Source organism: Candidatus Alkanophaga liquidiphilum (genome assembly GCF_053996935.1).
Window position 1 is genome coordinate 1 of the sequence record NZ_JBMXYC010000074.1, and the last position, 23810, is coordinate 23810.

Below are 23810 nucleotides of genomic sequence, written 5' to 3' on the forward strand. Positions count from 1 at the left end.
GAGTTTACTGCAGTTTGGGTTCGATATGCATCGCATTTATCATGCTCTGAAAAACAATACTCACTAGCAAGTCCGCTTTCGTTAAACGGCTTCCCCACCTCTGCTGTACACATAAGCATCGCTGAGCACAGGAATGGGCATACGCTCACACTACGATCATTAGAACGCTCCATCGCCTCCTCAGGCATCGCAGCGCTACGCCTTAAAAAATTCTTCAGGGCTTCAACCGCTCTTTCTACCTCCGCCGACACCGCTTCCGCTCGCTTTCTTGTCTGGGAGGATATTGGCTCTATTTTGCCGTCCACTATCTTCTCCGGTACCACTACACCATGCTTCAAGCGAAAATGTCTTCTCAAAGCCTCATCCGCTTGCTTTTCCGTCTGAGTGCGTATTTCATGCCCACAAATGTAACAAACTGCCCGATAACGCTTAGCGTCTCCGCACGAGGTCTCGCTTGAACTGGGTTCAACCGAGTTAGATCGGAATACAACTTCCTTGCCAACCAAGACAGGTTTTTTGCTCTCTGAAAGAGCCCTTAAAATATCCTTTCCCATCAAACTGGACTTTTTAATCCGGATTTTCCCATCCTTCCCTACGTTTAGGGCCTGCTCTCCAAGGTATACCGCTCGCCCAGCTAGATCTTCTGAGAATTCTAGGACTACCTTTGATTCGTGTTCCTTCACCTCTATAACGATTCCACTTAAAGTAGGATTCGAGCCGCATCTCGCAGCCCGCATAAACTTTTTTGCTTTTTCCGCCCTGTGTCCACAATATGGGCACATCTTCCACTTGGGATCCAAAAGCTTACCGCAATGTGGACACTCTTTTCCCTCAACCTTAGGAGGAGCAAGCTCCTCCCGCTCAAACCAGCGCCAATATTTGGGATTCCATGTCCTTTCTTCTTCTATGGTGCTGTGTTCTCTTAAATCTCTCCAAGCCCTCCCGGATCGCTTGCTACCCAACTTCACCACCCTTGCATTCATATAGCTCTGCAAGTGACATTAACAACAATCGTGTCATTTCATTTACCTCTTTGTGGTGTTCCTTCAGGAAGTAAGGAACTCGTCCGGGTATTCCCACGCCCTTAACCTCACTATGGCGGTGATCGTGGGTATCACCTTTGGGACGAGTCTTGAGATGCGTTCATCCTCCTCGGGCACATCTTCCCTCTCAAAGGCGTCGAATAGTTTAGCCGTTTTATCGTTTACCGAATTTAAGCAAGTCTTCGAACAGTTGTGACAAAGGATACGCCTTCTGGAACCGCTTAAACTGTTCGTAGCAGTCATCAGGGATACACACCCTTATGTCCAGTTTGGTCATGGTATCTACCACGTAGTCGTCGATGTCGCACTCTAAGGTGGCGAACCATACGTTATCGGGAATCCTGTGGATTTTTCTCAAAATGTAAGCTTCGCCTACGACCTCTCTCCATCGCTCCCTAACTTTCCGCTTAACAGACAGTATCACAGCTTTGGAAGGGTCCTTGTCGAACGTTTCCTATCAGGAAATCAGGAAGTCGGGCTTTTCCCCGCCAATTTGCCTTTTCCTTGCATTTCTTTCATACTCGATGCCAAGGCTGTTTATCAGGAGTTTAAAAATCTCCTCGGTAGTTTTACCAGCTCTTGACATTCTGGACTGTTGTAAGGACTGCTCAAGCTTTGCCGGGTCCACTTCACCTTTCCATCTCTCCCTAACCTTCTCTTCATACCGCCTGTAGATCTCGTGGCACTTTCTTTCTAGCATCCTCGCAAGCTCTGAAGGTTTAACTTTCCCTACAAGCTCTTCGAACCCAAGCTCGCCTTTCGCCCCCTCTAGAATCTCTAGGACCGACGGGATCTCCTCAAGCCATTGTGGTCTAGGATTCTCGACCATTTTAAACACCTTATCACTTCGACCTCAGCACCACCATGCTCTCTCTGGCTATGGTCTTTCCTTTTTCTCCTGGAACGTTCTCCGGGGCATTCTGCCAAGGCAGCCTTTTCGACGGGATCTCCCTCCTGATGAGCATTTCGAACTTAAAACCTAGAGCTTCTCCGAGTTCCACAATTATCTGGTCGGTTGGAACTTGCACCCTTTTAACCGTCCTGTTACCTACGACGAAGCAGCAACAGCCGCTCAAAACCCTACGAAGCTGCTCAAGACACCTGAAAAGGTCTGAGAAGAACCAGAGGACATCGTTGTAACGCTCTTTACTCTTCTTCTTGATTTCCTCCAAGGTCTGTTTTAACGTTTCCGAGGGAAGCTCTTCACTGTCTGTAGGGCGTCCTCCGAGGGAGGCTTTATCAACCCCCGTGACCCCACTCGATCCGAGCCAGAGCGCTGGGTATTTCGAGAACTGCCCATATGCAACCGTCGTTCTGCTGTCTCCGTATGGAGGGGACGTGACCACGAGGTCGACTCCCCTCTTAAGAGGCAACTTTCTAGTGTCCCCCAGCAGAACTTCACAGAAAACGTTTTTATCGAAAGCCCTGTAAAATTTAACCATCTTAGGAATGCGCTCCTCAACGTGCTCAATGAAGGTCTGAAGGACGTTTGGGTTGTGCTTCTTGAGTTTTTCCGTTGGCATCCTCACAATCTTGAACTCCCCGGGCTTGAGATTCGAGACTTTACGAACGGTCAGGCTAAAGCAGGTGGCAAAGAAAAAGTAAGCTTTTTCCCTCTTAAGAGCATCTAAGTGTTGTTTTATCACTGCCAGCTCCCTTGCGATCTGAGGCTTGAACCAGTGTTCAAGATTTGGGATTTTTGGGATTTCGACTTCGAACCGATTAAACCTCAACCCACAAACGTCCTCTTCTATCGCCCCCTGAAATCCCAGCCAAAGTCTTTCAAGCTCTGATGGTTCCAAAGGCGTCGTTTTTGCCTTAGCAATAATGAGTGCCAAAGGATTTATGTCTATTCCTATGCTGTTTCTGCCGAGTAACATACTCTCTACGAGGACGCTACCAGATCCGCAAAATGGATCAAGAATAGTGTCTTTTTGCTCAGAATAACGCTCTATGAGTTTTCTGGCGATCTGCGGGATCATCCTAGCTGGGTAAGGGTGAAGCCCATGAGTTAAATACCGTGTGTCTACACCGGCAAATCTCCAATCTTCACTCATGTCCTTTGAATTAGGTCCTCTGAGGTCGTTTTGGCAAAGTATTATATAGAGATTTCACTACATTTCACCACTTTTAATCTCAGGTGGTTTAATCACCGCTCTGTAGACAGTAGTTCCGAAAGTGCGCCCACTCGCAGCAAAGTAAACGTGGTGCAGCCGAGCGTCGCTGATCCCGTCCAGCGCGTGCCCATTCCGGAAGCCCCATCCCATAAAGGTACCAGTTGAGGTTCTTGAGGCTTTAAGCCCCTCTTCGCAAAAACGGGGCGGAGAAGGCTCCTTTTTTAATTTTCCGAAAAATGCCTCGTGAGAACATCGTAAAGGAAAATTCGAGGCTTGCGGGCAAGCTTGGCGGCTCGAAGACCTCCGAGAGGAAGCGGTTAGCGGTGACTCTCAACGCCCGCAGGCGCTGCGCCCCCTCGTGCTCTATCTACCCGTGCCCGTTTCAACCGCTGGCTGAAGGTGGCGAGTGCGCTCTAAAGAGGTTCTCAGACGAGCTGCGGCGGCGGATCACGCACTCTACGCCCGCAACGAGGATGGCGTCCTCGAGGAGCTCGGCGCCGCCGCAAAGAAGGACTCAAAGCTCCTGTACCGCCACTTCCGTGCGCTCTTGGACTTCTTCAGAGTGTCTATGCGGACCGCCGCAGGCTCGAGTCGCCCCATGAGATCCGCATCGTCTGGGAGGACGTTTGGGAGAGGAACGGTGAGAGCGATGGCACGAAAGCCATTAATTCGCCGATATGCTGGCAAGGCGGCAAGAGACGTCTGCGCAGGCTGATAGTGGCGATGATGCCGCCGCACCGCTGCTACGTCGAGGTCTTCGGCGGCGCGGCGTGGGTGCTTGCTCTTCGCAAAGCCCTCTCTGATGCTGAAGTTCACAACGACATCAGCGGCAACGACATCAACAGCGAGCTCGTGAACTTCTCCAAGGTCATTAAGTACAGGTGGCAAGAGTTTATTAGTCCGTCCTTCCTGACGGTCTTCGTGGAAATGGTGTGTTCGGTGTTCGGCAGGAGGTTCGTGGCGGTGTAGCTCTCCGCCGTCGTGTTTACACGCCAAATTCCGTCCACGATGACGTAGGCAACCTCATAGTTCTTCCACTCAATTTTATGTACGTCGGCGTGGGGAGGGGGGGCGGCGTGGGCGGTGCCGGTGTTATTCTTTTAAGACGCCCACAGCCACGACGACGTTTGACTTGTATATTACCTTCACCTTCTTTCCGGTGTCATTAAGGAAAAGCATTTCCCCAACACGCCAAACCGTCCAGTTTTTCGAGGCTTGCGGGTTAGAGATGTTTCCCTTATAGAAATCAGCGGTTTTGTCAACGCCGTCCACGAGGATTTTGATGTCAGCTTTTTTGAGAGGGTCGCCGCCGGCGTGCCGCAGGTAAATGCCATCCGTCGCATTTATAGCGTAAATTTCGACATGCGGCGTCTTTTCGGGTGTCGGCTGCGAAAAGACGAATATCGCAACCACCGAAATCGCAAGCACTGTAACAGTCAAGAGTATGAGCGTGCTTACTACCTCTGTTATTCCTTTTCTCCTCCGTTTTATCCTCATAAATCGCTCAAACGCCAACCTTGCTCTTGACACTCCGCTCAGCCCTCCCACAGAGAGCTAAGATGTGTACGTAGCTCGTAAGTTGTGAGGTTAAGCCGCACGTCGAAGGCATCAGCGTTGTTGCCCCAGATCGTTAACGAGACTGCATTGCCGCCACGCCATTCCGCTTTGGAATTCCCTCCAGCGGCGGTGACTTGTGAGGCGAGCCGCTCAAAAAACTGATACCAAGCGTCAGGAATGCTTGAGGTTACAGTAATATTCACCCATTTTGCGTTGCCTTCTGCATCAAGTAGGGGCACGTCTTCCACATCCACGAGCTTAATGCGGACTTCTTCGCCACCGCTGCCTGCCGTCATTGCTGTTCCGATTATCTTCACGACGCCTACGTCCACATGCCAAACCCCACAAACTTTCTCAACGGCAACGGGAGGCGTCAGCCTATAGGTTGCTCGCTCTTTTTGTTTTACGAAAAGCCCGCCGCTTTGGTATATGAGCATCTGGTTTATCCAGTAGTTGTTATGCGAGGAAAATTCCAAGCTACCAAGGCTCGTGTTTACTAAGACTCCATTCACGCTCTCCACATAGGAATAACTCAGCTCGCATTCTGCAGCGACGCCCTTTGCTTTTGCCAAAATGGTGAAGTTGCGCATTCCGTCAAGTATCTGCTTAAAGCCGTACGCCGAACTTAACAAGTCTATTTCATAGGGCTCACCGCCGCTCACATCTCTGTAGACGGGCAGCGAATCTATGATTTTCATGCTGCCGTTCCAAACGGTTACGGTGATGTCCGTCGAGAGTACTATACCGAAGAACACGACGGCGGGCGTGCCGTTGATGCAAATACGGGCGGCGCCGCCCTCCCCGACCGCCTCAATTTCCACGAAGTCGCCGCTTTCAACACCTCTGAGCGTCAGAGTGAAGGCTCGCACCGCCAGCACGTTGCTCGCGATCTCCTCAAGTTGCGTCCCGAGCGTGCCGCTTTCCGAGGTCTCGTCAACGAGCTTCGCATCCGCACTCACGGTCATCATGCCGTCGTCGCTGCGTATGCGGAGCGTGCCGCTCGCTGCTGTGGGGTTCAAGCTCGGCATTAAGCCGCCGAACAACGATTTCTGCTCAGTGCCCAACGGTATCGAGACGCCTCTCGTGGCTTCTAAGTTTTTCGACGCCATGAGAGCGTCTGCGCCGCTCTTCAGCTCCGCAAGCTGCTCGAAGACCGCTCGCATGTGAGAAGCCTCTTCGTCGGCGCCCTTCGCAGGGACGTAATGCACCGACAGCATCCCGAAGAAAGCCACGATGACCGCAAGGAGCATCAGGGCTGCTACGACGCTCGCAACCCCTTTCGACCGCCTTGTTTTCCTCCTAAGCTTCATAAATATCACGAGAGCATCGTAAACACGACATACGCGATTAATATCATAATGATAGCATGCTTAACACCCGCCTGCATGTCGTTCTCCGCGAGTTCGCCGGCGACGAAGCCCGAACATAACGCTTGTATCAGAGCGGCATGCATGAACAGCATTTGGAGCTTCGAGGCGTTCGTGCTTGCGAAGAACGAGAGCCCGCCCGCCGAGACCTCTTCCGTCGGAATCATCGGCAAAAATGTTTTAGTCAAGATGTAAAGGACGAACAGGAAGACGCCCAACGCGATGTAGATGATTGCAAGATATGTGAGCGTGTCCACGAGGCGCTCTTTCCGCAGCCGCTTTGACATTTCAGCGTCGTCAGCGGCGACACCCATCACGCTGCTGACGTCACCAGTCGCCTCGCTCGCCCGCCGCACCAGCGTTGCGACTCTCGAGACGGAAGGCAACCGCAGCCGCCGCTCAAACCTCGAAAACGCCTCTGAAATCAGGGCGCCCCACTCCAAGTCACGCCGCATTTTCTTAACTTCCTCGGTCAGCACGCCGACGTTCTGCTTTGACAATATTTTCACTGAGTCCGCAAGCGAAATCCCTACCTCGGTCGTGCTTTCTATCCCTCTTAAAAAGTCAGGCATAGCATCCTCCACTTTTTTCCTCCACCTCTGCCGTATTTCGTAAAAGACGGAAAATGGCACGAGCGCTATGAGCAATATATACACTATCTGGGCGTTTAAAAAGTCAATAAGCGGCGCTGAGGATGTCCACATGCATAAAAGTGCGTAAATAATGCTCGCGGGCACGCTCACGAAAAAGACGTGCCGCGGGTTTTCAAACAAGTGGCTTATAGGTCTTTTGAGCACTGCTAATTTCTTTCTCAGCTTGTATTTCCTCAAAGCTTCCGCAATATGGGCGTCGTACTCCCCACCATCTTGTCGCAGCGGCACACTCATGAGTCTATCTTTCGCTGCCTCCTCGAGAATTTCCCCGACGGGAGTTTCTGTTTTGAAAGCGAGGGTTCTGAGCAGCGTAACGAACATCGCGGTGCCAAGTGGCAGCCCGAGATACACGACGGCGTAGACGAACGTGAGGTAGCCGGGCGTCATCATCTCCAACATCACCAAAATTATAATCATGAAGAGGACGCCGGCGACAAGCCCCGTGACGTAGACTTCTGAGAGCAAGCCGAGCGTGTTCAAAAAGATTTTCTGGTCACGCACCGCCCCCTCCTGATACTGCTTCGTTTTCATTAGCAGAAACTCTGAAAGGTCGCCGCCGCTCCCGACCACTGAGCGCAGGCCCTCAAGAAAATCTTTGAATTTTTCAGACGGCGTTATCTCAGCTAGATTTTTAAGCGCCGTTGTGATGTCGCTGCCGAAGTAATTCACGTTGCGGACGAGCGCTCTCGCCTCCTTAGAAACCTCACCGTAAATGCCTTCATGCTCACCGAGCGCCTCGAAGATACGGACGAGGCTTAGCCCGCCGAGACTTAATGCATACATGAAAGCGACGGCGTGCGGCAGCGCCACATCTATCTTCGAGCGTCGTATGTTCGCAACGAACGACGGGTAGCCAAGAATTAAAACGTATGTCAAGAACGAGAAGAGTATCGTGAAGAAGAATATTGCGAGGAAGACGCCGAAGAGCCCGAGGATATCGGTGACAATGTCTGAGAGCAGCACGCCGAGCGCCGCACCGGCGGCGCCGGCGGCGACAGCGCTGAGCAGGGCAAGCTTGACGTATTCATCTACAGTTTTTCCAATTCTTGCCATGCGCAGGCTTTTTAGAAGTTGATAGTAGTCGCTGCTTTTCCTTTTGCTCCTGCGCAGCCGCTCCACGATTTCGGCTTCGTCCCGCCGCCTCAAAAAAGCAAATTCAAGCCTTAGCTTCAACTCTCGACAGCACCTCCTCAGGATTCGTGTGGTAAGCCCGCACGAGCTTCGCTATTCCACGGTAATCAGAAATGTCCTCCCTGAGCATGTATTCAAGAATCTTTTTCCTGTTCAATAGCTCCTTGTTCAGCTCCAAGGGGCTCCAACCTCGCTCCTCTGCAATCCCCTCAAGGACTTTTGACGGCGCTACCTGCTCGAACTCATCCTTTGCTGGGACCCAGCGGTATGTCTCGTTTATCCTAATGTTGTTCGTTCTCGGGTCGAGCCCGACGAACTCCACTATGCTCTTGCAGCGTCGCACTCTACGTCCCTCGATGATGGCGAAGCCCTGCACGAGCATGACGTCAAGCGCTTGGAGCATGACGCCCGGCACGTTTATCGGCTCGTTTTCGAGGCGGCTCACCGCCTCTTGGACGTCGCCGGCGTGCATCGTTGAGTAAGCGGTATGTCCGGTGCTCATCGCTTGAAACAGCGTTAATGCCTCCTCTCCCCGAATCTCGCCGACGATGATGCATTCCGGACGCTGCCGCAACGCTGCCTTCAACAGGTCGAACATCGTAATCTCGCCACGCCCGTCAGCGGCGGCGCTCTCCCTCGTGAGTCCTGCAATCCAGTTCTCGTGATACAGCGTCAACTCTCTCGTATCTTCAATCGTTACGATTTTGGAGTTCGACGGGATGAAAAGCGAAAGGGCATTCAGCGTCGAAGTTTTCCCGGAAGCGGTGCCGCCGCAGACGAGCATGCTGCGCCGGTTCTCGATGGCGAGCCAGAGATACGCCAGCATGTCCGCCGAGAACGTCTTGAATCTCATGAGGTCCACCGGGGTAAAAGGTATCTCTCTGAACTTCCTTATGACGAATGAACTGCCACGAGGCGAAATTTCACGCCCGAGCGTCGCCTGCAGCCGAGAGCCGCCGGGGAGCGTCGCCTGCACCATCGGCTTGCCAAAGGAGAGGTGGCGACCGCCACGCTGCGCCAGCCGCATCACGAAAACGTCCAACTCCTCCTCGTCAAACACTATGTTCGTCTTCACGTTCTCATATTTCCGATGATAAATGAAGACCGGGATTCCGGCGCCGTTGCATGAAATGTCTTCGATGTTGGGGTCTCGCATTAACGCATTTATCTTCCCGAAGCCGAGGTAGTCCCTTTTTATGTAATAGAAGATGCGCTGGAAGGCGGCGTCGCCGAGCGGCACTTTATAACTGCGCAAGAATTCCTTCACCTTCTCACGCAGTGCATCTTCCTTATCGCCTTCAATATCCTCAGTTATCAGGACATCCCGTAAATCCTCATCTATACGCTCAAGCAATGCCCGCTCTAGCCGGCTCAATGCCGGCTCCTCGACGACGTAAAAATACTCGTCGCCACTATAAAAGATGCGGACCTCCGCAAACGGTTTCTCCACACAATACCTCTCCACCTCTATGTAACACTCGGGAAGAGGAGGGTGGGATGTAACATGCTCACCATTATTAATACTACCAACGGTGGCTTCAGGGAGTTGCTTTTTTCTAAAAGGGAGCTTCAGTGCCACAATAAGCGTTAGGCGACACGAAAATATTTTTTTATGTGTCTTTGAAAACTTTTTTTCAACTAATTCTAACAATGTTTTAAACATCAGATACTGTTATTATGGGATTATCCCACAGTTCTTAACGATGATTGTAAATAAAGTAGAAAAAATTGGAAAGACGATCGGGGGCAAGCAGGCAGTCTCGCCTGTCGTTGGCGTCCTCATACTGCTGGTGATTACAGTCATCATGGCGGCGACCATCGGCGTTTTCGTCCTCGGCATGAAGAAGCCAGAAGCGGCACCACAGGCTTCTATGGCAATCACGAACGTTGACGAAGCCAACGAGCGGATATACGTGGAACATCAGGGTGGTGACAGGATAAACCTGAACAAAGCAAAGGTCGTAGCGTGGGGCGAGGGGGACACGAGGCGTGAGTGGGACCCTGCCGACGACGCCGTCACGTGGTTTGAAGCTGGCGATCAACTGGAGCTCGACCTCGACCATGGTTGGATAAAGCTCAATGGTGCCACTCCCGCTCTACGTGACCTCTCCGACGACAATGGTTGCGATTTCGAGTCCGGCGACACGGTCTACGTCAGGATAATAGATAAGGATACGGGACAGTTGATAGCGTCGCTGGAGGCGACCGCTTAAGCTTGCTTGCCCTTTCCCCTATTTTTAGAGGGGTGTTTATGGGAGAGAAACTCATTCCGACTGGAATTTTATCGTTAGACACCGTTCTGGGCGGCGGGTTGCCAGCAGGCGCCTTCGTGCTGCTTCTCGGCGAAGACGGAGCTGGGCATCAGGAGTTCGCTTACACTTCCGCTTTGATGCTTTCGCAGCTCATCGAGAGTCCAGAGCTTGCGGCTGGCGGCGGTGCGGAGCTTCAGCTTCCTGAGAAGATATATTACATGTCGTTGACAAGGGCAGCGGAGGACGTTCTCAACGAGCTTAATATGTCGTTTTCTATCGCAAATAGCGCATTTTTAGAAAAAAACATGCGGTTCATGGATTTTTCGAGGGAGTATTTCAGGAAGTCCATAGTGCCGTATTCGTGGCTGTCGAGAGAGTTCTCGATAGAGGATGTGGAAAGGTTGATGGCAGGCGAAAGGAGCTTGTTGGAGGCGCTTGCGGATGCGCTGAGCGAGGTTACGGAGCGATGCCTCATAATTTTCGACTCGCTGACGGCACTTGCGATGTGCCCCGATGGGATAAAATGGGAAGATTTGCTAGCATTTCTGCGAGGCGTGCAGCGAGCCTTAAAGCTCGGCGAGGGCGCCCGTCTGCTCTACGGGTTGCTCACAAAGGACGTTCTTAAAAAGAGTGGCGAGGAAGCGATTTCTGACTGCGCTGACGCCGTTTTCGTGTTCAAATGGGAAGCATTTGGAACGACGCAACGCCGAAGAGAAATGCACGTGCGCAAGCTCCGGGGGCTGATGCCGAAGCTCGAAAGCGAGGGCGTCGCAAACTTCGAAGTCAAAATAACGAGCAGGAGCGGCTTCGAGATAAGTAAGATTAAAGAAGTTCTCGGCAGGTAGTTTGGGCGGTTCGTGGATTTGGTTGCGTTATGTGGTGGCGAAGCGTGATATGCAGCGGCTGAGCACAGGCATCGAAGGACTCGACGAAATGCTTGGCGGGGGCATTCCTAAAAGGCACATAGTTTGCGTCCTCGGCGCGTATGGCACCGGGAAAACGACTTTCGCCCTACAGTTCACGCACGCAGGCTTGGTGAATAACGAGAAGTGCATTTTCATAAGTTTCGAAAGCGGTGAGCGGGAGCTTGTGCTAAGCGGGAAAAACTACGGGTTGAACCTTGAAAAGTATTTAAGAGAGAGTTTCATGGTGGTGAAGCTAAGCCCCACGAGCTTCAAAGCATCAATAGAAAGGATTGAAAGCGAGTTGCCAGCCCTTATAACGGCTTTTGGTGCGCAGAGGCTGGTTGTTGATTCGATAACGCTTTTCGAGATGCTTTTCGATGACGACGCCGCTCGACGATCTGCGCTCTTTAGGTTCTGCGCAACGCTGAAAGAGCTGGGCGTGACAGCCGTGCTGACTGCGGAGGCGGACAAAGATAACCCGATGGTCTCAAAATACGGGCTTGTGGAGTATGCGGTGGACGGCGTCATCCTCCTGCGTTACATCCGTTCTGATGCCATGACCCCGACGACGCTCGCCATAGAAATTGTGAAGATGCGGAACACGTGGCATTCCAGAGAGATAAAACCCTACGACATAACTTCTGAAGGCATAAAGGTGCATACAGGCACTGAGGTATTTTAAGGCTCATGCCCTCTTTTCCTAAGTGCCTCCTTCACGATTTTAATGGCGCAAAGCTCGCCGCAGATTGAGCAAGCATCGCTCTGCGACGGGCGGTTTTTTCTGATGCTACGGGCTTTCTCGCTATCGATTGCGAGTTTAAACTGCGACTCCAAATCAAGATTACGCCTTGCGAGCGCCATTTCGTCGTCAAACTTCCTTGCACGTTCCCGCTGCCCGTTTTTGACGAGGTCGGCGACGTGCGCCGCGATTTTCGTGACGATGGTCCCTTCTTTTACGTCCTCGATGGTCGGAAGCGCTAAGTGTTCTGACGGCGAGACCATACAGAGAAAGTCTGCTCCGAACATCCCGGCGACGCTCCCGCCGATCGCACCGACAATATGGTCGTAGCCCGGGGCGATGTCAGTGACAAGCGGACCGAGGAGATAAAGCGGGGCGTGGTCGGTAACGCTCTTCATGACCTTGACGCCCGCCTCGATCTCGTCGAGCGGGACGTGTCCCGGACCCTCGACAATGACTTGGACGCCTGCCGTCCGAGCTCTCTCAACGAGCTCGCCGAGTAGAATGACCTCAGTGAACTTCGCACGGTCAGAAGCGTCAGAGATGCAGCCTGGTCGTAAGCCGTCGCCTAAACTCAAAGTCAGGTTGTAGTCTTTGGCGATTTCCAGCAGGTAATCGTAATTTTTGTAAAGGGGGTTTTCCTTCTCATTATGAATCATCCACGCGACGAGGAAAGAGCCACCACGGCTCACTACGTCGAGGATACGGCGGCTACGGCGCAGCCGCTCTAAGGAATTAAGATTCACGCCAGCATGTATCGTGACGAAGTCCACGCCGTCCTTTGCGTGTTTTATGATGGCGTTGAAAATGTCATCCTCGGTCATTTCCACGACGGGGCGTTTTTCACCTTCTAACGCCGCTTGGTATATCGGGACGGTGCCTATGGGCACGCTCAGCTCTTTTAAGAGCTGTCGTCGTGTTTCGTCGAGGTCGCCGCCCGTAGATAAGTCCATTATGGTGTCCGCTCCGTAGTTCACGGCGACCCTCGCCTTCTCCAGCTCCTCTTCGACGCTCACGTAATCCTTAGACGTGCCGACGTTCACGTTTACCTTCGTGCTCACGCATTCTCCCACCGCCTTCGGGCTGATCTCACGCTGGTAATTTCGCATGATAACGACTCTTCCAGAGCGAAGCAGCCTTAGCAGTTTCTCCGGCGGCACACTCTCCTCTGCAGAAACCGCCTTTATCTCTTTATCGTCAACGTCCACTCTCATCACTCTCAAAATAATTTCGACGCCCCTTAAAAAGGCACTTGCGCATGCCACTTTGGCGTAGGTGGTGCGAAACTACCTTGATTATTTTGCTAGGGCGCACTCCCACCGCCGCCCCGTCATGCTCGGTGTCAGCCTTCGCACTCGTTAAAATTTTAATGAATCCGAAACTGCCTCCTCTCATCTCGGGCGATTTTCACAACGCCGCATGTGAGGTCACTTGAACGTTAAAATGTTGTAATCTACCGCTAATTTCAAAACCTAAAGGTAAAAAGGAAAAAAAGAATCTATTTTCCTTTGAATTCCGGTCTTCTCTTCTCGAGGAACGCCTTAAGCCCCTCGACGGCGTCTTCGAGCGAGCGGGCGATGCCGAAGCACTCAGCCTCGTAGAAGAGGGCTTCTTCGAGCGGCATCTCGATGCCTTTGTTAACTGCGAGCTTAATGATGCCGAGCGTCGCGGCGCTCTTCGCCATGAGCGACTTAATGAGCTTGTTCGTGGCGTTATCGAGCTCCTCCGGCGGCACTACTTTGTTCAGAAGTCCGAATTGATACATTTCTTCAGCGGTGTAATGCTCGCCAGTCATATTAAGCTCCATCGATTTCGTCCGTCCGATGAGTCTTGTGAGGCGTTGCGTGCCGCCAGCTCCCGGAATAATGCCGAGGTTGACTTCAGGTTGTCCGAAGCGGGAGTTCGTTGAGGCGATGCGGAAGTCGCACGCCATCGCAAGCTCCAAGCCGCCACCCAAGCAAAAGCCGTTAATCTTTGCAATTATCGGCTTTTGCAGCCGTTCCATGTAGCGCAGGATATCCTTCAGCCATATCGAGTAAGTCCTTGCCTCAAAAGGACTCTTCTCCAGCAGCTCCGGAATGTCGGCGCCTGCTGAGAACGCCTTGTCGCCGGCGCCCGTGATGACGATGACGCGCACGCTCTCGTCGGCTTCGGCGTCCTGCAGGGCGTCCCAGATTTCCTTGAGGATGGAAGAGTTCAGGGCGTTCAGCACCTTCGGGCGGTTCAACGTAATTGTAGCGACACCGTCTTTCTTCTCATATATTATCAGTTCGTAGTGCTCAGTCATTTTTCCACCCCACTCCTTTTTTCCTTGCCTTTCTTAAAAATATCTCCTGAAACTTCATGCTGGACCAAAAAGAAAAAAAATGTTTTGTTTACTCTACGACTTTAAAGACCGGAACGACCCGCTCGCCAGCCGAATATTTGTCACCGGGCAGCGTCATCCCCTCTTTGAGCTCTACGGTCTTGCCGAGGACTTCAGGTGTAAGCTTCGAGATGTCGTAGTCGAGCCTTGCGGGAATCCAAGGTCCTTCGGCGGTCTTCACCAAACAGACTATGTAGGGCCCCTCAAAGCCCTCGGGCGGCACGTTGATGACCGTAAGCGTCATTAGCTCGCCCTTCCCGCTCATTTCAATCTTCTCAAGCTCCTTGCTGCCACATCTCTGGCAGACCATCATCGGTGGGCACGTGACTTCACCACATGCCCCGCACCTCAGCCCAAGCAGCTTGCCCTCCTTGAGCGTCTTTTTGTATTCGTCCATCGTTAGCGGATATTTCGGGGCCTCCATTAATTCCTTCTCAGCTTCTTCGATTTCTATGCCTGCCATTTCCATTCCCTCCTACACTATTTCTTTCTTCTCGACCTTCCGAGGATTAAGTGTGCAAGGGTTGCGCCGTCGCCGCCGAGGTTGTCAGTCATGCCGATTTCGGGAACGGGGTCTACCTGGTTACCCTTGACGGCTTTGCCGAGCAGCTGCTCCACGATGGCGTAGATTTGCGAGACGCCGGTGGCGCCGACCGGATGCCCCTTGCCGAGTAGCCCACCGGAAGGATTGGTCGGGATGACGCCGCCGATGTCCGTCTGCCCTTCCTCGGTAGCGTCCGCTGCCGTGCCCCAGTCGAAGAAGCCGCAGCACTCCAGCAGGATTATCTCCGCAATCGTAAAGCAGTCGTGCGCTTCGAGCACCTGAATGTCCTTCGGGCTAAGCCCCGCTTGCTTGAACGCCATCCTCGCTGACGCTACACGAGCAGGGAACTTCGTGTAATCTTCTTGCCTGCCGAGCGGCCCTCCTGAAGCTTGCCCTGTGCCGAGCACGTATATCGGCTCGTCGGTGAACTTGCGTGCGATGTCCGCTGAACAGAGGATTGCGGCAGTCCCTCCATCGGAGAACGGACAGCAGTCGAGCAGCGTCAGCGGATACGCTATCATCGGCGAATTCAGCACGTCTTCGACCTTTAAATTGCCATATTTCTTGTAGAACTGCGCCTTCGGGTTTATTGCGCCGTGCTTGTGGTTCTTGATTGAGACATGCGCCATCTTCTCTCTCAACTTGTCAAGTGGAATGCCATGGACCTTTGAGTAGAGCACGGCTGCCATCGCAAAGACGCCAGGGAACGTCAGTCCGGTCTGGCTTTCGAAGCGGTCGCTGCCCATTGCGAACGTCCTCGTTGCGAATGGCGTGCCCATGACGAGCGTGCGTTCGGTGCCGCCGGCGAGGACCATGTCGTAGGCGCCGGAGGCGACCCACATGTAGGCGTCTCTGAACGCCACAGTCGCAGAAGCGCAGGCGCCCTCGAACCTCGTCGCCGGAATCGTACCTAAGTTAAGCTCCCACGCAAGGAACGGAGCGATGTTCGCAACGCCCTCCGCCATGCCACCGAGGCAGTTGCCCACGAACAAGGCTTCGATGTCGCCTTTGCCGACGCCTGCCTCCTCCATCGCTTGTATCGCTGCCTCTGCGAAGAGTTCTATGTTGCCCTTTTCGGATTTACCAAATTTCGTGTGCCCAACGCCGATTACTGCAACATCTCTCATTTTTCCACCTTGCTTTGGTTTCCACAAAGAGACCTTATATAATTTTTCATTTCTGTGCAGAGGAGTGCCAAGGAAAGAAAGGTGGCAAAACTCCAGTGCATAATAAAAAGTCTTCTTGAAGCTATGAGAATCTCCAAAAAACATAGCTTTAGCGACGAAATTTTGTAAATGCAAAAACGCATCAAAGACTATACTGGGTAACTCGTGCGGCAAGAGTGACGCAGCGGCGCAAAGCGGTGTTTAGAAGCTCGCTGGAAGCATAGCGGGGCAACTGCAAGACCTGTAACTGCCCGTGGTGTGCTACGAACATCGTTTAATGGAGGAGACTTGCTAATAACGGTCGTTGCGACCTTCATGACTACAACGCCGAGATCCGCCGCAGGTCCGCAACCACGTCGGGCAGGACTTCAAGCACGTATTCGACATCGTCGTCCGTAGTGTATCTTCCGAGGGTGAGGCGGAGCGAGCCTCTTGCGATTTCGGGTGGCACGCCGATCGCCAGAATTACATGCGAGATTTCCCGCCGCTCAGGGTCATGCGAGGAACATGCCGACGCCGTCGAGGCTGCGATGCCTGCAGCGTCGAGCCGCATGACCAAAGCTTCGCCGTCGAGCCGTGCGAAGCAGAAGTTTGCGTTGTTTGGCAGCCTTTTCGTCGGATGCCCGTTGAGCCTTGTGTCTTCGATTTCGAAAATGCCTTTTATTAGCATGTCCCTGAGCCTTGTGAGCCTCTCCTTCTCAGCCTCCAGCCCATAAATGGCAAGCTCCACCGCTTTCCCAAAGCCGACCGCTGCAGCCACGTTCTCGGTGCCGGAGCGCAGCCCCCGCTCGTGCCCGCCACCGTGCATTATCGCCTCTATTTTATCAAAGGCGTCCCTGCGGACGTAAAGGGCGCCGATGCCTTTTGGTCCGTAAATTTTATGCGAGGAGATAGATAAAAAGTCCACGCCCAGCTTGCGGACGTCAACCTCAATTTTCCCGACGCTTTGAACGGCGTCGGTATGGAAGGGCACGCCATGCTCCGCCGCAATCTCCGCAAGCTCCGCAATCGGCTCGATGGTTCCAATCTCGTTGTTTGCGTGCATTATTGAGATGAGGCAAGTGTCCCCACGAATCGCTTCCTCAAGTTCCTCGGAACGCACGAGCCCGTATTCGTCCACCGGCAGGTAGGTGACCTCGAAGCCCAAAGCCTCAAGGTTCTCGCAGGGGCTGAGCACCGCATGATGTTCAATTCTGCTCGTTATGATGTGGCGTTTTGTGCTGTCATGCTTCTTTGCGGCGAGAGCTGCGCCTTTAATCACGAGGTTGTTGGACTCCGTGCCACCGGACGTGAAAAAAATTTCCGAAGCGTCGGCGTTTATTCCTTTTGCTATTTTCTCTCTTGCATCTTCGAGGGCGTGCCGAGCCTCTCTGCCGAAACTGTGGATGCTCGAAGCGTTCCCGAACCTCTCTGAGAAATAAGGAAGCATTTCCTCCAAAACTTCAGGAGCAACAGGCGTCGTCGCTGCATAGTCCATGTAAATTCGGCGGACTGGCATCTTTTCCTTCATTTCCAGTTTAAGAGCTTGCATTTTCACCCCTCTTCTCCTAGAAACTCGCGCCTAAACTCCTCAAAAACCCCTGAGAGCGTTAAGTGTCTTAAAATTTCCTCACTCAGCCACGCCGTCGCCCGCTCGCACACGTATTCGTCGTGCTCGAAGCTCAAAGCGTGCTTGTCGTAATGCACTTCCCATAACACGAGCGCAAATGGCGGCGCCAACTCTATTTTGTCCTCGATTTCGAGCCGCAAAAGTCTCTCCAGCCACATAACGTCGCACTTCCCCCAGCCCACCCGCTTCAACGCACTCGCTATTTTTCGAATCATCCCGTGCACGAAGGCGTTTGCAGCGATGTCTATAACCAAAAAGCGCCCTTGCTCGTGTATCTCTATTTTCTTGACCTCACGCACAGTGTTGCCCTGTGGCTTCACCGTAAAATTCCGGAAATCGTGTCTGCCCAAAAAGACTTCCGCCGCCTCCTGCATCCTCTCTACATCAAATCCCTCGTTCAGTAAAAAATACTTGTAGCGGCGGAGCGTTGCATCCCTACGGGCGTTAAAGTCGTTGGGAACTTCGGCGGCGGCTAGCACCCAAATATCGTCGGGCAACATGCTTGTTATCATCCTCGGAAGCATCTTGAGCTCCGCCTCGGAAAGCTCCCGCCGCAAGTCGAAAGCGACGACCTGTGAGAGCGCGTGCACGCCCCTGTCGGTGCGTCCCGCCGCCGAATATCGAGCGGCTCGTCTGTCCTCGAACAAGTTCAGCCTTTTGAGCGCCCTGAACAGCTCATCCTCAATCGTCGGGACGCCGGGTTGTGTCTGGGAGCCATGATACTTCGTGCCGATATATGCGAGCTTTAATGCAATTCGCATCTCTCAAACCTCTAGTGGAGGGAACCTTATAAGGCTTTAACAATTTTTTAATAAAGCACATAGAAAAGCAAAAAGAGCCTCATGACTACGAGTCGACAAATGCCTATTTACTAGGAGACAAAAAAGGAAAAGGATGCATTTAGAAGAATGGCAAGCAAAAATTCAATCGGAATAGATTTTGATGATCGACTGCACAACTAGTGATTTAGCCTTAAATTAACGGTGAATGGCAACGCCAATGACTTTTCATCTAACAGCCGGGCATACATTCTTATAACTACAAAACTTGCACTTCCACCTATTTTTCCTCACAGGAACTGCATCTCTTCTTCCAAGCCAATAATCCAATGCCCATTTCATTTTTTGATCGAATAGCTTATGGTTAAATTCATATTCCTCCCTGTAAATTTCTTCGCCTGTTCCCTGGTAAATATACTTCAACTTTATCTTGTTTGATAGCTTGGGCAATTTAGCAATCTCTTTGAGTGCAGTTTTGATATCCATAATAAATGTACCTTCAAGAAATGCACTGGGAATTCCTAAGCTCATAGCGTATTCCTCGCTTATAGATATCCTGTTAGGGTCAATTTCAAAAGCAGAGCAGACTTCTTCTATGCTTATGCCTCTACTTATCATTGAACTCAATCCATACCAGTATATCATTCCTTGCATCTTGTCACAATACACCTGTGAGGGAGAGGGATGTCTCTTAGTCATTCGCGTCTTTGTTTCTACTACTTGAGTCAGGTATATACCTCCATTCTCCGTTTTTGCTATTTCATCAATAAAGCCTAGAATAAATACATGATCAAATTTAAAAAGGACAGGGAGTTCACGAGTTATTCCCTTTCTTTTATATTGTTCTGTCCCTACTATGATGTTATGGACGATAACATGTAATTTATCTGCAGGTGTTTCGACCCTCACAGGTATTACTTCACTAATTTCGAGGAGCAGACTCTCATGAATCTCACTACCCCTCTTCATTTCTGGAGTCCTAACATCACCATACTTACGTCTAAGGTCCACTTGCATCTCGCACCAAAACTGACGCGCAATGGATGACGCGGGTACTATTGTCATGTGTCCCCCTCCTTGCATGGGGCACGCAGTCCAGTACGCATACAGCCCTTTTACTCAAAGGTAGTTGGCATTGCGTTAATTAATAATCTTGCCTCAACTGGTATTGTGTGAAGCCGTTGTCAAGCCCGTTCTCCTCATTGCGTTAATTAATAATCTTGCCTCAACTCAAAAAACACCTTAAGTAAACTGAACAACCCTGAGGAAAATGACCTCCGACACCGCACAGCTCCCGGGGCTGAGGCGTTGTGCCGAAGCCGTCGTCGAGATTCGAAGCGACAGAGTCTTCAAAACCCGCATCTCGAAAGGCTACCGCATAAAAGAGTTGGATGAGCGGCTCCGCCGTGAGCGGACGAGGATGGAAGCCAAAATCATCGCCGACGCACGGAAAGCAGGCGTCCCTACCCCGATAATCCTCGACGTTGACGACGTTGAGTTCAGAATTACGATGGAACGAGTTCGTGGCGAGGTCGTCAGGGACGTCTTGGAGCGGCTTCCGCTGCCGGAGCGCATCAAGCTCTGCGAAAGAATAGGCGAAACGGTCGGAAAGCTGCACGACGCCGGCATCGTCCATGGCGACCTTACCACCTCAAACATGATTCTCAGCGATGATGGCAGGCTTTACCTCATAGACTTCGGGCTTGCGTTCTACGAACGAAGCGTCGAAGCTCGTGGCGTGGACGTCCACGTCTTCTTCCAGACGCTCGTCGGCACGCACGAACACCACGAGACGCTCTCAGAGGCTTTCGCAAGAGGATACAAGAGGACATTCCCAAAAGCCGAGGAGGTGCTGAAAAGGGCGAGGGAAATAGAGACACGCGGGCGGTTCGTGGAACGACGTTTGACCCAAACGTGACCTAACCACCATGCTTTGAGCTGTGGTTGCTGCTTAGCGTTAATCCTGCCCTAAAGCCTCCTTGCCCGCCCTCACGATTTTAGTCAGCTCCACGACTCTCTTCGCCACGGCTTTTGCGCCCCGCAGCCCGAAGTCGTCTTTTAAAGCAAGGAGTCTATCTTCAGGGTCAAATTTCCCGACGCCGTGCAAGCTGGAGACAACGCCAGCGCCAAAGAGGTTTCCGGTGTCGTGGACGCTCACCGGTATCATCTCAAGCGCAAGCATCCAGTAACCAATGCTAAGGAGCGAGGTTTCGATGCCACCATGCCGCAGCCAGCCGACGGCGATTGCGCCGCCGACCTTATCCTTCATGCACCGCCGATAAGCCTTGCCGAAAACTAACACACGAGTTCTATCCATGAAGTTTGCGAGCTGCCCTGAAATTCGTGCGAAATATACGGGCGTCGCCACAATTAAAGCATCGGCTGCCACAAGCTTCGGGAAGATTTCTCTCATATCATCATCTTGCGAGCAGAACTTCTCGGCGGTCTGCTTGAGCAGACACCAGTTGCAGTGCTTGCAACCTTTTATCTCCCTACCTGCAAGCGTCACAAGTTCCGTTTCGGCGCCTTCTTCGCTCGCTGCTTCCAACGCCGTCCTCAAAACATTCTCCACATTTCCGCCCTTCACAGGGCTTCCACAAATGCCCAAAACCTTCATGCTATCACCTTTTGTTCCATTCGCAGCTCATGAATCCTCCCCAGCCCGCCGCCTCGTTATTAGTTTCCTCAAATCCTCCAAAATTCTGCGCAATATTTCTCTCTCCCGCTTAAGTTTGAAATCGCCAAGCTCGCTCTCCACGTAAAGCCCACGGACGCCCCTAAAAATCTTGTAAAACTCCTCATCGTCGTCATATCTTACCACAAGTCCCTTCATCTCCCGGTATGCTTCCCTGATGACGTCCAGATATTCCCTGTAATACTCATCTGGTGGCGCTCCTCTGCTTAACGCCTCGCCGACCCTTCCAAGAAGACGCTCCGCCGTCAGGAGCAAATCCTCAACCTCCTCAAGTAAGGGCGCACTCACGCATGCCCTCTCGGGGTAAAACCTTCGCACAAAGGGCTCTCTCACCGTGACGATACCGACGAGTTGCCTCCCGCCTTCGAGCACGGGGAGTCGTCTCACGCCTTTCTCTTTCATAAGTTCGATAGCTTCGCTCACGGACTTCTCTGCATCTATGGTAATAAGCGGAGCTGACATGATATTCCTCAAAATAACATCGCTTGGCTTCTTGTTTTCAGCAAGAGCCTTTGTTATTAAGTCACGTTCCGTTACGATACCGACGGGCATGCCCTTCTCTATGACCACCAAACTCCCCACGTTTCTATCTCGCATCAGTCGTGCCGCCGCTTCGGCGCTCGCATCCGCTCCGACGGTCACGACGGACTTGCTCATGATGTCCTTTACCTTCATTGTTCGCCTATTTTCGAAGCTTTTATAAAAAGCTGCGGCTCGGAACGCCACACGAACGTAAGGAATGAGAAAAATAGAAGCAGAATATTCAGAAGCGGAATTATCAAGAGCGAGGGGTCGCCGTCAGGGATGAAGCTCTTCGCATTCAAAACACGCAGCACATAACATAAGTTGAAAAAGAAAGTAACGGTCAGCCCAGCATAAATCGCCCATGACGCCCGTCGCCACAGTGCGAGCGCAAGGAACGCGAACGCCGGGAACAAATACCGCTCATGCATCCTCGTCATCGTCATAAAAAATGAGAAAAACATGAGAAACGTCGAAAATGCAAGAATTTCAACTTCTGCAAGCTTTTCGTCCTCATCCTTCGGAAGTCGACGCCAGAGCGAGAAAAGCACAATGACTACAAGCATGCAGAACATCAGAACGCCGTAAGTCCTGTAGGAGAGCCACAGGAACTTCTGACCATCGGGCCTCCAAAAGCCCCCGAGGAAGAGTGCCCAGATGTTGTAAGCGTTTATTGAGGTGTAGGGGTAGCACTCGTAGCCCTCCGTGTAAATCTCGTTGAGAAACTCAGGGACGTTTGCGAGGCGATCTGCGAGACGTCCGCTGCCGTGCGGCGGCACGAACGGCACGACTAGCAAGAGACATACTGCAACAAAAACAAACGCCGAAAGTGTCAGCCGCAACACAAACTTCCGCCTTCGAGCCACGCTGAAAAAGCGTCTCGCAACGTAAATAAGCAGCGGCGGCAGTGCGACCACGCTTTGCGGCTTCGTGAGGACTGCAACAGCAAAGCTCGCCGCTGAGAGCTCAAGCCGTCCCTTTAGCACCAAAAAAAACGAAAGTACAGCAAAGAACGTGTAAATTGCATCCATCTGCCCCCAAACCGCAGCCTCAAAAATAATTGCTGGGTTAAAGGCATAGGCAGCAGTCGCAAATACAGCAAGCCGTTCGTCGTCGGAGGAACGCCGCAACATCGCAAATATCAGGGCGGCAGTCGCAACGTCGAAAATGTTCGCGGGCAACTTCACCACAAAGTGTGGCAAGCCCCAGAGGTTCAAAGCGGCGGCGATGCTCCCGAAAAGCCAGAAAACGTAGACGTTAAACGGAGGATAATCGCTCCACGTCCGCTCGTAGAACGAAAACGGGTGCTCAGCGGCGACATGAAACCAGATCTTGAAGTCGTTCATATCGATATAGTAGCCATCGAGCGGGAAGAGAAACAGCCTCAACGCAAAAGAGCACGCCAAAATCGGCATCAAAAAACGCAAGCCGCCTTTGCCAACGGAAAGCCGCAAACGCATAAGCACGCACCGAATGCACACACACGCCGCCCGCTACTCTTCCAGCCCGAAGCCTTTCCAAACGCCCTTAATCCCGATGCCAACGTTTGCCTTCAGCATGTTCAGCCCCTCAAGCAGCTTCTTCGTCGAGTGACCTCCTCCCCGAGTCGGGGCTTCCACCGTGAAGCTTAAGAGGTAGGGGAGTGTGCAGGACGAACCTGCGCTCCCCGTCGGGCTGGGTCACCGCAGCCCCTACCGTGAGCATGTAGCCCATGGCTCGTTTCATTATATTTTTAGCTCCATTTACATCGGCATTAATCTGGTAGCCGCAGTCCTTGCAGATGAAAACACCCCGTCTTTTTGTATTCATTGAACCACACCTTGAACATTGTTTCGACGTGTTGAACTCTGGAACTTCTATCACTGCAATCCCTCTCTCAAGGGCTTTGTACTTGACGTATTCCTTCAAGCGGTAGAATGGCATTGTGCTAACCTTCCTGTTCACCTTCCTTCCCTTGTTGTTTCTAACTCCGTTCAAGCTACCAACTGCAATTATGGCATTGTTCCTCTCAGCTTCATCAACAATATCTTTCGCTATCTTGTGGAGTTCATCGTTCACGATTCTCCTTTCCTTGTGCCCTATCTTCTTTATCGCTTTAAGCTTCTTCTCCATTCCAAGCTTTCTCCTAAGCCAGAAATACTTTCCCCTAACTTCCCTCACTCTTTTACCGTAGAACTTTGGCTTACTGCGGTGGAGTGCCACCGACACTCCAGCCCAACGAGCTCCCATGTCTATCGCTATGATGGATGAGTATTCACTCTTGATTTTAACCTTCTTCTTAACAACCACATGCAAGTAGAACTCTCCATTCTTTGTTCTAATCAGTTTAGAGCCACAAATCTCCCATTCTTCGAAGTTAAATGGTT

General features: G+C 52.0%; 23 protein-coding genes and 1 pseudogene. 6 read left to right on the forward strand and 18 right to left on the reverse strand.

The window, feature by feature from the left end:
• The 3 genes and pseudogenes from ACXJJA_RS09380 to ACXJJA_RS09390 all read right to left on the reverse strand — a co-directional run.
• A partial coding sequence (locus ACXJJA_RS09380; RefSeq protein WP_456487956.1) for a zinc ribbon domain-containing protein occupies positions 1 to 968 on the reverse strand: 968 nt, incomplete at its 3' end.
• 229 nt (positions 969 to 1197) lie between these two features.
• Positions 1198 to 1872: pseudogene (locus ACXJJA_RS09385) on the reverse strand (type II restriction endonuclease).
• A 13-nt stretch (positions 1873 to 1885) separates the two neighbouring features.
• Positions 1886 to 3145: a TRM11 family SAM-dependent methyltransferase gene (locus ACXJJA_RS09390; protein WP_456487975.1), complete on the reverse strand. Its 1260-nt coding sequence runs from the start codon at positions 3143 to 3145 to the stop codon at positions 1886 to 1888.
• 251 nt (positions 3146 to 3396) lie between these two features.
• On the opposite strand from ACXJJA_RS09390, the gene ACXJJA_RS09395 reads away from it, so the two are divergent.
• Both ACXJJA_RS09395 and ACXJJA_RS09400 read left to right on the forward strand, forming a co-directional pair.
• Positions 3397 to 3762 (forward strand): hypothetical protein, encoded by a 366-nt coding sequence (locus tag ACXJJA_RS09395; RefSeq protein ID WP_456487957.1) that lies wholly within the window; start codon positions 3397 to 3399, stop codon positions 3760 to 3762.
• A gap of 73 nt (positions 3763 to 3835) precedes the next feature.
• Complete coding sequence (locus tag ACXJJA_RS09400; protein WP_456487976.1) at positions 3836 to 4129, forward strand: DNA adenine methylase; 294 nt, start codon at positions 3836 to 3838, stop codon at positions 4127 to 4129.
• A gap of 123 nt (positions 4130 to 4252) precedes the next feature.
• On the opposite strand, the gene ACXJJA_RS09405 is transcribed toward ACXJJA_RS09400, so the two are convergent.
• From ACXJJA_RS09405 to ACXJJA_RS09420, 4 genes are read right to left on the reverse strand one after another with little or no spacing between them, the layout of a single operon-like run.
• Complete coding sequence (locus ACXJJA_RS09405) at positions 4253 to 4690, reverse strand: type IV pilin N-terminal domain-containing protein (protein WP_456487958.1); 438 nt, start codon at positions 4688 to 4690, stop codon at positions 4253 to 4255.
• A gap of 5 nt (positions 4691 to 4695) precedes the next feature.
• Positions 4696 to 6027, reverse strand: a complete 1332-nt coding sequence (locus tag ACXJJA_RS09410; RefSeq protein ID WP_456487977.1) for a DUF7289 family protein — start codon at positions 6025 to 6027, stop codon at positions 4696 to 4698.
• Between the two features lie 5 nt (positions 6028 to 6032).
• Complete coding sequence (locus tag ACXJJA_RS09415) at positions 6033 to 7910, reverse strand: type II secretion system F family protein (protein WP_456487959.1); 1878 nt, start codon at positions 7908 to 7910, stop codon at positions 6033 to 6035.
• The gene (locus tag ACXJJA_RS09420) at positions 7894 to 9318 is read right to left on the reverse strand and encodes a type II/IV secretion system ATPase subunit (protein WP_456487960.1); all 1425 of its coding nucleotides are present in this window, start codon (positions 9316 to 9318) and stop codon (positions 7894 to 7896) included. The genes ACXJJA_RS09415 and ACXJJA_RS09420 overlap by 17 nt, the downstream gene beginning before the upstream one ends.
• A gap of 253 nt (positions 9319 to 9571) precedes the next feature.
• On the opposite strand from ACXJJA_RS09420, the gene ACXJJA_RS09425 reads away from it, so the two are divergent.
• The 3 genes from ACXJJA_RS09425 to ACXJJA_RS09435 are packed head-to-tail and all read left to right on the forward strand — an operon-like array spanning position 9572 to position 11707.
• The gene (locus tag ACXJJA_RS09425; RefSeq protein ID WP_456487961.1) at positions 9572 to 10081 is read left to right on the forward strand and encodes a type IV pilin N-terminal domain-containing protein; all 510 of its coding nucleotides are present in this window, start codon (positions 9572 to 9574) and stop codon (positions 10079 to 10081) included.
• Positions 10082 to 10119: 38 nt separating this feature from the next.
• A complete protein-coding gene (locus tag ACXJJA_RS09430) occupies positions 10120 to 10965 on the forward strand; it encodes an RAD55 family ATPase (RefSeq protein ID WP_456487962.1) in 846 nt (281 codons plus the stop codon).
• Between the two features lie 34 nt (positions 10966 to 10999).
• Positions 11000 to 11707: a KaiC domain-containing protein gene (locus tag ACXJJA_RS09435; RefSeq protein WP_456487963.1), complete on the forward strand. Its 708-nt coding sequence runs from the start codon at positions 11000 to 11002 to the stop codon at positions 11705 to 11707.
• On the opposite strand, the gene thiC is transcribed toward ACXJJA_RS09435, so the two are convergent.
• From thiC to ACXJJA_RS09470, 7 genes are all read right to left on the reverse strand, one after another.
• Positions 11704 to 12978 (reverse strand): phosphomethylpyrimidine synthase ThiC, encoded by a 1275-nt coding sequence (thiC, locus tag ACXJJA_RS09440; RefSeq protein ID WP_456487978.1) that lies wholly within the window; start codon positions 12976 to 12978, stop codon positions 11704 to 11706. The genes ACXJJA_RS09435 and thiC overlap by 4 nt on opposite strands.
• A 284-nt stretch (positions 12979 to 13262) precedes the next feature.
• Positions 13263 to 14051, reverse strand: coding sequence for an enoyl-CoA hydratase/isomerase family protein (locus tag ACXJJA_RS09445; protein WP_456487964.1), 789 nt, complete (start codon positions 14049 to 14051; stop codon positions 13263 to 13265).
• Positions 14052 to 14139: 88 nt separating this feature from the next.
• On the reverse strand, positions 14140 to 14598 hold the full coding sequence (locus ACXJJA_RS09450; RefSeq protein WP_456487965.1) for a Zn-ribbon domain-containing OB-fold protein: 459 nt from the start codon (positions 14596 to 14598) through the stop codon (positions 14140 to 14142).
• An 11-nt stretch (positions 14599 to 14609) separates the two neighbouring features.
• Positions 14610 to 15800, reverse strand: a complete 1191-nt coding sequence (locus tag ACXJJA_RS09455; RefSeq protein ID WP_456487966.1) for a thiolase C-terminal domain-containing protein — start codon at positions 15798 to 15800, stop codon at positions 14610 to 14612.
• Between the two features lie 358 nt (positions 15801 to 16158).
• Positions 16159 to 17370: a cysteine desulfurase family protein gene (locus tag ACXJJA_RS09460; RefSeq protein ID WP_456487967.1), complete on the reverse strand. Its 1212-nt coding sequence runs from the start codon at positions 17368 to 17370 to the stop codon at positions 16159 to 16161.
• A 2-nt stretch (positions 17371 to 17372) separates the two neighbouring features.
• Positions 17373 to 18209 (reverse strand): tRNA pseudouridine(38-40) synthase TruA, encoded by an 837-nt coding sequence (truA, locus tag ACXJJA_RS09465; protein WP_456487968.1) that lies wholly within the window; start codon positions 18207 to 18209, stop codon positions 17373 to 17375.
• Between the two features lie 246 nt (positions 18210 to 18455).
• Entirely contained in the window at positions 18456 to 19292 is an 837-nt protein-coding gene (locus ACXJJA_RS09470; RefSeq protein ID WP_456487969.1) for a PD-(D/E)XK nuclease family protein, read from the reverse strand.
• Between the two features lie 205 nt (positions 19293 to 19497).
• Between ACXJJA_RS09470 and ACXJJA_RS09475 the strand changes: the two genes are divergently transcribed.
• The gene (locus tag ACXJJA_RS09475; protein ID WP_456487970.1) at positions 19498 to 20145 is read left to right on the forward strand and encodes a Kae1-associated kinase Bud32; all 648 of its coding nucleotides are present in this window, start codon (positions 19498 to 19500) and stop codon (positions 20143 to 20145) included.
• Positions 20146 to 20184: 39 nt separating this feature from the next.
• Here the strand turns inward: ACXJJA_RS09475 and ACXJJA_RS09480 are convergent, their stop codons facing one another.
• From ACXJJA_RS09480 to ACXJJA_RS09495, 4 genes are all read right to left on the reverse strand, one after another.
• Positions 20185 to 20844, reverse strand: coding sequence for a flavodoxin family protein (locus ACXJJA_RS09480; protein ID WP_456487971.1), 660 nt, complete (start codon positions 20842 to 20844; stop codon positions 20185 to 20187).
• 27 nt (positions 20845 to 20871) lie between these two features.
• Positions 20872 to 21597 carry a CBS domain-containing protein gene (locus ACXJJA_RS09485; protein WP_456487972.1) on the reverse strand — a complete coding sequence of 242 codons (726 nt, stop codon included), beginning with the start codon at positions 21595 to 21597 and terminating at the stop codon, positions 20872 to 20874.
• On the reverse strand, positions 21594 to 22904 hold the full coding sequence (locus ACXJJA_RS09490) for a glycosyltransferase 87 family protein (protein ID WP_456487973.1): 1311 nt from the start codon (positions 22902 to 22904) through the stop codon (positions 21594 to 21596). Before ACXJJA_RS09490 ends, ACXJJA_RS09485 begins: the two co-directional genes overlap by 4 nt.
• 109 nt (positions 22905 to 23013) lie before the next feature.
• On the reverse strand, positions 23014 to 23810 hold a 797-nt coding region (locus ACXJJA_RS09495), incomplete at its 5' end, for an RNA-guided endonuclease InsQ/TnpB family protein (RefSeq protein ID WP_456487974.1).